Source organism: Huijunlia imazamoxiresistens (assembly GCF_037132455.1).
Taxonomy (GTDB): Bacteria; Bacteroidota; Bacteroidia; order Chitinophagales; family Chitinophagaceae; genus Flavisolibacter; species Flavisolibacter imazamoxiresistens.
On record NZ_JBBBEI010000009.1, the window covers coordinates 172,333 to 184,425 of the forward strand.

Annotated in this window: 5 protein-coding genes; 3 read left to right on the top strand and 2 right to left on the bottom strand. The window is 59.7% G+C overall.

All coding sequences use genetic code 11. The features are described from left to right. Positions 1-39 precede the first annotated feature (39 nt). Genes V9K67_RS13230 through V9K67_RS13240 form a run of 3 tightly spaced genes read left to right on the top strand, consistent with a single transcriptional unit; the run spans position 40 to position 6,148 of the window. A complete protein-coding gene (locus V9K67_RS13230; RefSeq protein ID WP_336723184.1) occupies positions 40-1,548 on the top strand; it encodes a fasciclin domain-containing protein in 1,509 nt (502 codons plus the stop codon). A gap of 49 nt (positions 1,549-1,597) precedes the next feature. Next, positions 1,598-4,522, top strand: coding sequence for a SusC/RagA family TonB-linked outer membrane protein (locus V9K67_RS13235; RefSeq protein WP_336723186.1), 2,925 nt, complete (start codon positions 1,598-1,600; stop codon positions 4,520-4,522). A gap of 24 nt (positions 4,523-4,546) precedes the next feature. Continuing rightward, complete coding sequence (locus V9K67_RS13240; RefSeq protein WP_336723187.1) at positions 4,547-6,148, top strand: RagB/SusD family nutrient uptake outer membrane protein; 1,602 nt, start codon at positions 4,547-4,549, stop codon at positions 6,146-6,148. Between the two features lie 110 nt (positions 6,149-6,258). On the opposite strand, the gene V9K67_RS13245 is transcribed toward V9K67_RS13240, so the two are convergent. Together V9K67_RS13245 and V9K67_RS13250 are read right to left on the bottom strand one after the other, a co-directional pair. Next, entirely contained in the window at positions 6,259-7,377 is a 1,119-nt protein-coding gene (locus V9K67_RS13245; RefSeq protein WP_336723189.1) for a glycoside hydrolase family 43 protein, read from the bottom strand. Between the two features lie 232 nt (positions 7,378-7,609). Then, positions 7,610-11,848: a hybrid sensor histidine kinase/response regulator transcription factor gene (locus tag V9K67_RS13250; RefSeq protein ID WP_336723192.1), complete on the bottom strand. Its 4,239-nt coding sequence runs from the start codon at positions 11,846-11,848 to the stop codon at positions 7,610-7,612. Positions 11,849-12,093 lie beyond the last annotated feature (245 nt).

The window sequence follows — 12,093 nt, forward strand, 5'->3', positions numbered from 1 at the left end:
CTCCTTTAAAACCGATTATTCAAGCCATATAGATTTTTTATGAGAAACAATAATATTTCATCCGTCGGTATCCGTTTGCGGGCTGCCCTCCTGGCGCTGCCGCTGGTGCTGCTGGCCGGCCTGCAGGCCTGCAAGAAAGACCGCTTCTCCTACCAGGTGAATGAACGACAGGTGCTGATGCTGGACATGATCCGGCAGGACACGTCGCTGAGCCTGGCCGTGCAGGCACTGGAAAAGGCGAAGATGGCGCCCACCCTCAACACCTATGGCCCCTTCACCTTCTTCGCCCCCGATAACAACGCCTTCCGCAAGCTGTTTGCCGTACAGGGCAAAAAAGGACTGGAAGACTTTTCAGAAGAAGAGCTCCGCACCATCATGACCTACCATATCCTGCCCACGCGCCTGAAAGCCTCGGAGTTTGTGCAGGGCCCCCAGGGCACGGCCACCGGCAGGGGCGATTTTATTACCCTCGACGTGTCGAAGGGATACAAGTACAATACGCTGGCCAACGGCGTCGCCAACGTGTACCAGACCGACATCGAATATGCCAACGGCTTTCTGCATAAGATGGACGCGGTGCTCAACCCGCCCACCCTCACCATCGGCCAGTTTCTGGAACAAAACCCCGACCAGTACAGCATTTTGGTAGGCGGCCTGCGCCGGGCCGGCATGCTGGATACCCTCACTGCCCTGACCGATGCGCAAAACAACCGCATCCGCCTGACGCTCTTTGCCGAAACCAACGACGTGCTGAAGGCCGCCGGTGTTTCCAGCTACGACAACATGCCCGTGGACGAACTGCGGAAGCTCCTACGCAACCACATCATCGCGGGTAGCAACTTCAGCTCCAGCTATACCAAGTTCACCCCCGCCCTGCCGGGCCTGAAGGTGGTGGAGCGCTGGGACAGCACCATCCTGACCCTCGACCGCCAGGACTGGCTCTACTTCAACCTGGCCGGCAAAAACCTCATCAACGAGACCGCCAACTTCGCCGCCAGCGACGTGATCATGCGCAACGGCATGGTGCACAATGTGGACAAGCCCCTGAGCTTTGACCCGCCCAGCAAGCGCACCCAGATCTACCACAAGTTCTGGACGGCCACCAATTTCGCTTACGGCATCCCGGGATTCACCTCCACCCAGCCCCCGGTAGCCAACGCCTCTTCGGGCAACTGGCGCTACTACTTCGAGGGCACCCCCGGCCATCCCCGCGGCGAGAACTTTTTGTTCATGAACGCCGACACCCCGGGCGACTCGCTGGTGACGGTGGTCAAAAACATCAAGAGGGGCAAATACCGCATTGAAATGAGCTTCAAGAACGGCAACCGCGGCACCTTCCAGCTGAAATGCGGCGACGACCTGATTGGTGTACCGGTCAACTACGGCAACGGCCTGCCCGTCAGCACCGGCTCGGTGCCCACCTTCGAGCAAAAGCTGGCCGTAGGCTCCTACACGTTCAAGACCAGCGGCGACCAGCGCCTGGCCTTCGTGTGCACGGTGGCCGGCGGCCTGAACGTGGAAGCCATGGTGCTGACCCCGGAATATTAGTGATCCTTTGAACAACCTTTCCCAACCATTACCCCCTTCAATGCTCCTTATGCTTTCTTCTAAACGCTATTCGATACGTACGCTGGTGCTGCTCCTTTCCGGCCTGGGCCTGAACCCGGCGCTGGCCCAGAAAAAGGCGGCCCAGGCGCCGACCCCGGCCGACTCCCTGGCGCCCGCTTCCGAGCTGGTGCAGGTCGGCTATACCTCGGTTAAAAAACAGGCCCTGGCCGGCGCGGTTTCCGTCCTCCCTGGCAATGCCATCAAAGAACGGACGCCGGTGTCGGTGGATGCCCTGCTGCAGGGACAGGTCGCCGGCGTTCGCGTAGTGCCCTCTTCCGGGGCGCCCGGCGCCGGGGCCCTGGCCTTTATCCGGGGCGCGGCTACCCTCAACGGCGGCGCCCTTCCGCTCTATATCGTGGACGGCGTGCCGGTAAAAGCCTCCCGCTTCAACCCTTCCCTGGCCCCCAATGCCGACAATAACCCCCTGGCCGACCTCAACCCCGAGGACATTGCTTCCATTACCGTGCTGAAGGACGCTGCCGCCACCGCCGTTTACGGCGTGCGGGCCAGCGGCGGGGTGGTGCTGGTGACCACCCACGGCGGTACGGCCGGCCGCACCTACCTGGACTTTTCGGGTTATTCGGGCCTGATGCAGGCACCTGAGACCGTTCCGGTCTTTGATAGCCATCAATACCGGGCGTATGCCCAGGAGCTGGCCAAGGCCAGCGGCCAGAGCGATGCGCAAATCAACAATGGGATTGGGCGCTACCTGCTGCTGTCCACGCCCGAAAACCAGAAGGAGCGCTACAACAACAACACCGACTGGCAAAAAGAAGTGCTGCGCAACGGCATCCTGAATAATTACCACCTCAACCTCCGCGGGGGTGATGCCGTGGCCAAGTACTCGCTGAACGTGGGTTATACCAAACAAACCGGCGCCATCAAGGAGTCGGACTTCAGCCGGTTCAGCACCCGCTTCAACCTGGATTATAAAGTAGGCCGGAAGCTGAGCTTCCTCAATACCCTGGCCTATACCAAGACCGATAAAACGCTTACCGACGAGGGCAACGCCTTCAATACCAACCCCCTGTACCTGGCGGCGCTGAAAAGCCCCGTGCTGACCGCCTTCCAGCAGGACCCCACCGGCACCAACCTGCGCGACCTGGACAGCGCCGATTATGCCGGCCGCAACAACCCTTACGCCGTCATCAACCGGATGAGCAACACCAACAATACCAACCGCATCACGGGCAAGGTGATTGGCCAGTACACCTTTTCGCCCCGCCTGAACCTAAGGGTGGGCATTGCGGCCGATTATTTCCGCCTGTCGGAAATGCGGTTCCGTCCCTCGGCGGGCTTTGTGCCCGAAGGCTACGTGATCCGGGCCTCCTCGCAGGGCAACAGCTCGGAGCTGATGATGCTGAACGAGAACAGCCTGAACTACAATAAAACCTCTAAATCGGGGCTGCATGCCGTAACGGCCTTCGTGGGCAATGCGGTACAATTAACCAACCAGGAAACCAAGCTGGCCCGGTCCATCAACTCCGTTTCCGACGAATTCAGCAGCCTCACCAGCAGCAACCCGCAGAACCTCGACTCCATCGGCTCTTTTTCGCCTTCCTGGAAGCTGTTGTCCTTTTTCGGCGGCGGGCAGTATGCCTTCAAGGGAAAGTATATCGTCAACGCCAGCCTGCGGGCCGACGGCTCCAGCCGGTTTGCCCCCGAACAGCGCTGGGGCTATTTCCCGGGCCTGGCGGCCGCCTGGCGCCTGGGCGAGGAGTCCTTCCTGAAGGACAAAACCTTTATCAACGAGCTGAAGCTGCGCGCCAGCTGGGGCATTACCGGCAACCAGGAAGTGGGCTATTACAACGGCTACAACATCCTCATCCCGGCCTCGTACAGCAATTATTCCAGCGTGCGCTTCGGCAGCCTCGGCAACCCCGACTTCCAATGGGAGGAAACCCGCCAGTACAACGCCGGCCTGGACCTGGAAGCCTTCCGCGGCCGCCTGGGCCTGAGCCTGGAGGTGTATGACCGCCAGACCGACAACCTGCTCAACCGGATCAACCTGCCCGGCATCAGCGGCTTTACTTCCTACGCCGTCAGCGAGGGATCGGTACGCAACCGGGGCGTAGAGCTGACCCTGACCGGCAAGGTGGCCAAAGGCACCTTCGGCTGGCAGACCGCCCTGAACGCGGCCTACAACAAAAACACCATCCTGTCGCTGCCCGACAAGCTGGCGCCCGTAACGGCCTGGGGCAACTTCGCCACCATCGCCCGTCCCGGCGGCTCCATCGGCGACTTTTACGGCTACAAGGCCACGGGCGTGTATAGCCGCACTTCCGACGTGACCCTGAAAAACGGAGCAGACAATGCCCGCCCCTTCCAGGGCGGCGACATCATCTTCCAAAACCTGGATGGCAAGGACGACGTGATCGACGAGAAGGACCGCACCGTCATCGGCAATGCCACCCCGGATGTGTTCGGCGGCTTTACCAACGTCTTTTCCTACAAGGGTTTTGACCTGACGGTGTTCGTGGACTTTGCCGCCGGCCAGGAGGTCTTCAACGCCCAACGGGCGGCACTGGAATCGATGTCTACCTGGGACAACCAGCTGACCACGGTGAACAGCCGCTGGCGCGCCGAAGGCGACGTGACCGCCATGCCCCGCGCCCTGCTGGGCGATGCGGTGGGCAACACCCGCTTTTCCAGCCGCTGGATCGAAGACGGCTCCTACGCCCGCTTCAAAGCTGTGACCCTGGGCTACAACTTTCCCCTGGACAAGGGCCCGCTGAAAAACGTGTTTAAAAATGCCCGCGTGCTGGTGACCGGCCAGAACCTGTACACTTTTTCCAAATACAAAGGCTTCAGCCCCGAAGTAGGCAACGTGTACAACCCCGTGGCCTACGGCGTGGATTACGGCAACCTCCCCCAATTAAAAACCTTTATGCTGGGCGTTCGCCTCGGCCTGTAACCAAAACTTCAAAAACATTTTGATATGAAAAATCAGTTGATGAACCGGGTACCGCGCAAAGCGTTGCTCCTGCTGCTGGCGGTGGTGGCGCTCGCGGCTACGTCCTGCCGGAAATTCCTGGATCCGAAGCCCAAGGACGTTATCCTGGACAAGGATTACCTGAACGACTACTGGGATGCCCAGTTTCTATTGCGGGGCGCCTACCAGGCCCTGCAGCCGATGGTGGACTATATGTTCGTGCTGGGCGAGATGCGCGGCGACTGGGTAAAACCCGGCACCGGCGCCGATAAGGACCTGCTGGAGCTGGCCGAGCATAAGGTAACGCCCACCAACCGCTACACCAACTGGAGCGTGTTTTACGACCTGATCAACCGGGCCAACTACGTGATCAAGAACGTACCCCGCATTCCGCTGGACGCCAACAATTTTTCGGAATTCAACCGGAAGCAGTACATAGGCGAGGCGAAGTTCCTGCGCTCGCTGGCCTACTTCTACCTGGTGCGCAACTTCGATGCGGTGCCCCTGGTGCTGGAGCCCACCGATTCCATTCAAAAGGTGGCCTACCTGCCGGCTATCGCCGGCGATTCGATCCTGAATTTCATTGAAAAAGACCTGAAAGACGCCTATGAAACCACCGACATCCAGATCTGGGTGCCCAACAGCTTCGATGCCGGCTTAAGGGTGAGCGGGGAAATGACCCGGGCACGGGCCACCAAAGGAACGGTTTGCGCCCTGCAGGCGGAAGTTTACCTGTGGCGCAACAAATACGCGGAGGCTGCCGCCGCCTGCCAGGCCTGGCAGAATACCGGCCAGTATCCCTTTATCCTCAACGGCACCACCGCCTGGTTCAGCATCTTTACGCTCGACAACCAGCTGTTCAATGAGCAGATGTTTCAGGTCATTTTCACCTTTGCCAGCCGCGAGACGTCCTCGCTGATGAAGCTCACCTCCAATGATCCCGCTTCGGGCGGCCAGTATATGGTGGCGCCTTCGGAAGTGGCGGTGAAATCCTACAACCCCAACTGGCCCAACAGCATCGGCACCTCCAACACCACCGACGAACTGTACCGGGGCTTTGGAAATTCGTATGCCGGCAGCGCGCCCTTTTACAACCGGGTGAACAGCAACCCCGTGATCTGGAAGTTCAACGGGCTGGCCACGGTCAAGCCGGCCAACGTGGATGTGCCGGCCAACGTACGGGCGCCCTACCAGAGCGATTACCGCTGGCACGTGTACCGGCAGGCCGATGTGTACCTGTTGTGGGCGGAGGCCCTCAACCGCCTGAACGATAAAGCGTCGGCTATCGCCCGGATCAACAGCGTGCGCAGCCGCGCCGGCATGACGATGCCCGCCAGCATCACCGCCACCTCCAGCACCGAAGCGATCGAAGACTTTATCCTGAAGGAGCGGGCCCTGGAGCTGGGCTTTGAAGGCAGAAGGTGGTTCGACCTGGTACGCATGGCCCGCCGCGGCCGGGTGCCGGTGCTGATCGATGCGGTCAAAAAGCGGGCGCCGGCCGCCCTGCACCCGCACCTGGAGGAAACCCTGGCGCAGTCCAAAAACTGGTATTTACCCTATAATGCCGAAGAACTGCGCCTGAACCCGCAGCTGAAGCCCAAGCCCTGATGATGTTGGTAGAAATAACAAAAGCCCTCCGGTTGCCTTGCGGCCGGAGGGCTTTTGTTTGTGCGGATGCTTGTAATAAAAAAAGCCGGCCCCTTGGGGCCGGCGGGCGTTTATTTGTTGCCGTAAGGATCGATGGGGATGATCCTCCCGTTGGCATCATAGGTCAGTTCGGTCACTTTAATGTTCCTCAGGTGGGTTTTGCCGTTGGAAAGCTGCGTATCGTGGTAAAACAGGTACCATTTCCCTTCGATGGGCACGATGGAGTGGTGCGTGGTCCAGCCGACTACCGGCTTTAAGACAACCCCCTGGTAGGTAAACGGTCCGTAGGGGCTGTCGCCGGTGGCATAGCAGATCTGGTGCGTATCGCCGGTGGAATAAGAGAAATAGTACTTGCCGTTGTATTTATGCATCCAGGCACCCTCGAAGAAGCGTTTCTGGTGATCGCCTCCCTTGAGGACTTCTCCTTTTTCGTCCAGGAGCACCACGTCTTTCGGCTGCCCGGCAAACTGCAGCATGTTGCCGCTCAGCCGGGCCACTTTCGGCGCTATGGCGGGGGCATCGTCCTGGTTTAAGTCCGATTTGGAACCCTGGTGGTCGAACTTCCCGTCCTTCCATTGCTGCAGTTGTCCGCCCCAGATGCCGCCGAAGTACATATAGTGCTCGCCATCCTCGTCGCGGAATACGGCGGGGTCGATGCTGCCGCTGCCGGGGATCGGCGCGGGCTGGGCTTTAAAAGGGCCCTGGGGCCGATTGCTCACGGCGACGCCTATGCGGAAAACGCCTTCCTTGTCTTTGGCGGGAAAGTATAAGTAGTACCTGCCGTTCTTATAGGCGGCGTCGGGCGCCCACAATTGCTGGCCGGCCCAGGGGATGGCGGGCAGGTCCAGGCCGATGCCGTGGTCGGTGACCTTTCCCCCGATCTTATCCAGGGAGAAAACGTGGTAGTCCTTCATGGCGAACTTCCCGCCGTCCCTGTCTTCGGTCATGGGGACTTCGATATCGTGGGAAGGGTAGATGTAGATCTTCCCGTTGAAGACATGGGCGGAAGGATCGGCCGTATACATGCCGGTCACCAGCGGTTGGGAAATGGAACCGTCAAAAGGGGTGTTGGCGTCCCTGGTGTTTTTGGCAGCTCCTGGTTCTTCGGGGGCTTTGGCCAGGCCCTGGGCCGAACAGGTGGCCATGGCCATCACCGAGGCAAGCGTCATGCCCAGTAAATGCTTATTCATGAAATTTTATTGTTTTAGTGGTTAAGAGCATACGTTTTAGCAGTGGTCAGGATGGTCCGGAGGCTGCGTGCAGCCTCCGGCTTTTACTGATAATAGCAGCGGAACAAAAGTATCAGGGCCACCCCTGAAGCAAGGGCAGCCCTGTATAAAAGAAGGGATGAAATGTTTAAGCAGCGGTGGTGGGGGAGGGGGGAAATTGGGATAAGATGGGGGGCGAGACGACGGGTGAGGTCTATTCCTCCTTCTTTTTCTCGCCCTTCCGCATTTTGGCGAGGTATTCCGAAGGCAGCATGTTGTATTTGGCCTTGAAGGATTTTGCAAAATAGTTGGGGGTGGCGAAGCCGGCGGAATACGCCACCTGGGCGATGTTCATGTCGCTTTTCTCCAGCAGGAGGGCGGCCTTTTCCAGCTTCACCGACCGGATGTATTCCACCGGGCTCTGGCCCGTTACCGCAAAGAGCTTGTTGTACAGCGAACCCCGGCTCATGCCCATATGCTTGCTCAGGTCTTCCACCGACAGCTGCGAGTTGGTCAGGTTTTCTTCCAGGTACAGCATCACCCGGCTCAGGAATTTTTCCTCTTCCGATTCCATTTCGATTTCCGGGGCCAGCACTTTGACCTGCCGGGTATAGGTGCTTTTTAAGGTGCTGTTCAGCACCAGCAGGTTCTTTACCTTGGCATTCAGCAGCTCCGCGTTGAACGGCTTGGTGATGTAGTCGTTCGCACCGGTTTCGAGGCCTTTGAGCTGGTCCTGCTCGCCGCTGAGGGCGGTCAGCAGGATCACCGGGATATGAGCGGTCCGTTTGTCGCCCTTGAGCTTGCGGCACAGCTCGATGCCGTCCATGTACGGCATGTGCACGTCGCTGACCACCAGCTGCGGGTGCTGCGACAGGGCTTTCTGCCAGCCTTCCTTGCCGTGGGCGGCCTCTACCACCCGGTACTGCGACCGGAGGTTGTCCTTGAGGTAAAACCGAAAATCCTCGTTGTCCTCCACCAGCAGGATGGTGGGTTGCTCCGCCTGCTCGCCCAGCGGGCTGGTAGCCGGCGCTGCTTCGGGGATTTCAAGGGCTTCGGGCGCTTCCGCCAATGCTTCCGCTTCCAATGCTTCTGCTTCGGGTGCTTCGGAGACCTCGATCATAGGTTCCGGCTGCTGTTCCGGGGCGGCCAGGGGCGTGAAGGGCAGGTGGAGGATAAAGCTGGTGCCTTTACCGGCTTCGCTTTCCACTTCGATGGTGCCGCCGTGCATCTGCACGAATTCCTTTGTAATGGCCAGGCCGATGCCGGTGCCCTGGTTGAGCACGGCGGCCGGGGTGGCGTGCTGGAAAAACCGGTCGAATATGCGCTCCCGTTGCTCCGGGGGGATGCCGATGCCGGTATCGCTGACCTTCAGGGTTACCCAGGTGCGGGAGGGGTCGGCAGGCTGGTGCACGCGGTCCAGCTCCAGGCGGATACGGCCGCCCTCCAGGGTGAACTTGAAGGCGTTGGACAGCAGGTTGAACAGGATGCGCTCGATCTTGTCGGCGTCGAAAGCCGTATGCAGGCGGTCGATGCGGCTTTCGAAAACAAAATCGATCTTCTTGCGCTCCGACAGGTCCTTGAACGAGTCGGACACTTCTTTCACGAAGGAAACGAATTCGCCTTCCGACGGGTGCAGCCGCAGTTCGTGCTCCTCCATTTTCCGAAAATCCAGGAGCTGGTTTACCAGGTTCAGCAGCCTGCGGGCATTGCGCCGGATCATCTGCAGGTGGCCGGAGGCCCGATCGCCCTTTTCGCCGCCGAGCAGCTGGTCCACCGGCCCCATGATCAGGGAGATGGGGGTGCGGAACTCATGGCTCAGGTTGGTGAGAAACTTGATCTTCAGGCGGTCCAGCTCACGTACCCTTTCGGCCTCCACCCGTTCCTGCTCGATCCGCTGTTCCGCCTCCCGCCGCTCCTGTTCCAGCCGCTGGCGGGCCTGCAGCCGCTCCTGCTCCAGGGCGAATTTCCGCTTCAGCCGCTGGATGCCCTTGTGCCGCATATACAGCAGCAGGCCGGCGAGGAGGAGCACGTAAAAGATGTAGGCCGGTATGGTGCGCCAGAAGGGCGGGTGAACGTAGATCTTGATGGAAGTGGCGGCCGTATTCCAGGCGCCGTCCTTGTTGCTGGCCCGTACCTGGAACACATAGGTGCCGGGGTCGAGGTTGGTATACGAGGCGGTATTGGACGTGCCCACGTAGTTCCAGTCCTTATCGAAGCCTTCCAGCTTGTAGCTGTACTGGTTTTGTTCGGGCGTGGTAAAGTTCAGGGCCACAAAGCCCAGGGCGAAGTTTTGCTTGTAGTCCAGGTGGATTTCCCGGGCCACGGAAATATGCTCCGCCAGGGGACCGCTTTCCGAGGGCGCCACCGGTTTATTGTCCACCCGCAGTTCGGTCAGCAGGATGGTGGAAACATTCCGGTTTTCCTTCAGCTGCTCCGGTTTGAAATAATTAAAGCCTTCCAGGCCGCCGAAGAACAGTTCGCCATCGGAAGTCCTGAGGCCGGCGCCGCGGACGAAGTTGTTGTGCTGCACCCCGTTGTGGTGGGTGTATTGGGTGAACTTTTGGGTGCGGGCGTCAAAGCTGCTGATGCCCTGGTTGGTGCTGACCCAGATCCTTCCTTGTTGGTCTTCCAGGATTTCGTAGACGATGGTGCCCGGCAGCCCGTCTTTTTCGGAAAAGTTCACAAAACGGGACGTTTGGGGGTCCAGCATGCATAAGCCCCCGTTGAAGGTGCCGATCCAGAGGGCGCCCCGGCTGTCGGCCAGCAGGCAGTGGAGGGCATCGCCGGGGAGATCGCTGTTGCCATGGTTGTACACCGAGAACTTCCCGCTGGCCGGGTCCAGCATCGCCAGTCCGGCTCCATAAGAGCCGATCCAGATGCGGCCCTGGCGGTCTTCCTCGATATCGCGGATATATTCATTGACCGGCATGGCGACCTCGCCGGCCGCCTTCGGGTGGGGCACATAGGTCACCCGCACCTGGTTGTCGGGGCCCAGTACGTTGACGCCGCCGCCGTTGGTGCCCAGCCAGATGTTTCCCTTGCGGTCTTCTTTGATGCAAAAGATCTCGTTGGAGTTGATGGCCCCGGGGCCGGCGCCTGCTTTCAGCTGGCGGTAGCCGCCGCCCGGCTCCAGCACAAAAAGGCCGTCGGTAAAGGTGCCCATGTACAAGCGCCCGTTCCGGCTCCGTTCCAGGGCCAGAACGGCCAGCCCGTCCGCGGGGCCCTTGCCGGCGGCGGTTACCGGCAGGTGCTGCAGCGCCCCGGTTTTTCGGTGAAACAGGCGCAGCCCGCCGCCATCGGTGCCGACGAAGATGTTGCCGGAGGGGTCTTCCGCAAAGGACGTGACCACCGACACGTTGCTGCCGTTTTCATCCAAGGCGTTGAGTTGTTTGAAATTGAACAGGTTCAGGTTCTTATCATATTTATTAACGCCGCCGCGGTAGGTGCCCAGCCAGGAGATGCCGCCGTTGTCGATGAGGATGCTGCGGACCGACTTGTTGGTCAGGCTGTAGGGGTTCCGGTTGTCGGGGCGGTGCCGGGTGGCCACGCCGGTGCGGGGATCCAGGATATTCAGGCCTTCTTCCGTGCCCACCCACAAGCGGTTGGCCGCATCCACCGCCAGGGAAAAGATGAAGTCATTGCTGATGCTGTTGCCGTTGCTGCTGTGCCGGTATGCCGTAAAGCCCTTTCCGTCCGGGTGGAGCCGGTTGAGGCCTTCCGTGGTGCCCACCCACAGGTTGCCCTGTTTGTCTTCGGCCAGGGCCTTGATCACATTATGGCTGATGCTGGACGGGTCCGCGTCGGCATGCTGGAACCGGGTAAAGGATCTTGTTTCCCGGTCGTACCGGAACAAGCCCGCGTTGGTGCCCACCCACATCCGGTGCCGGCGGTCTTCGAACAGGCAAAGGACTTTTCCCGTGGACAAAGCGCCCGGCCGGCCGGCGTCTACGGCAAACCGCTCGATCGTATTGGTTTTGGGGTCCAGCACCTGCAGGCCGCCAAAGTAGCCGATCCATAATTTGCCCTGGTGGTCGCTGCAGATGGCGCGGGTAATATTCCGGTTTTGCGAGGTGGTGGTGGGGTTGAAGGGGAAGTGCTGGAACACGTCCTTTTTGCGGTCGTAACGGCTGACCGCCCCGGCGACGCCGCCGATCCACAGGTGGCCCCACCGGTCTTCGTGCAGCGCCATGATCTCGTTGGTCTGCAGGCTGGTGGAGTCGCCGGGCTGGTGGCGGTACACGGTAACATGGGTGCCGTCAAATTTGTTCAGGCCGTCTTCGGTGGCAAACCACAGGAGGCCGTAGCGGTCTTTTACAATGGCATTGATGGTATTGGAGGAAAGGCCGTCCTTTGGCCGCAGGGAGGTAAATTTGATGTCCCCGTCCTGGGCCGGCGCCGGGACCGCCAGCCATAAGATACAGCAGCAAAGGAAAAGGAAGTTCTTCATCGTCATATGGCGTCGCTCGGAATCTATACTAAATTTTGGAGGATCCCTGCAAATATAACCCGGCAGGGGGGCAAAGAATGCTGCAAAAGGGGGAACAAATGTTCTAAACGGCGAAAAGGGAGCACTCTTTTCTCCCTTTTTCCCTGCTTTTTCCAAAAGTATTTACAAATGTTCTGTTTATTTCTACAAATGAACCCTTTCCGGCACGAGGCCCTTTCTACTTTTAAACCCTTCGGGGGCGGACTCCGCCC

Coding starts and splice junctions, on each gene's coding strand:
- V9K67_RS13230 (WP_336723184.1), top strand. CDS start 40: ATGAGAAACAATAATATTTCATCCGTCGGTATCCGTTTGCGGGCTGCC.
- V9K67_RS13235 (WP_336723186.1), top strand. CDS start 1,598: ATGCTTTCTTCTAAACGCTATTCGATACGTACGCTGGTGCTGCTCCTT.
- V9K67_RS13240 (WP_336723187.1), top strand. CDS start 4,547: ATGAAAAATCAGTTGATGAACCGGGTACCGCGCAAAGCGTTGCTCCTG.
- V9K67_RS13245 (WP_336723189.1), bottom strand. CDS start 7,377: ATGAATAAGCATTTACTGGGCATGACGCTTGCCTCGGTGATGGCCATG.
- V9K67_RS13250 (WP_336723192.1), bottom strand. CDS start 11,848: ATGACGATGAAGAACTTCCTTTTCCTTTGCTGCTGTATCTTATGGCTG.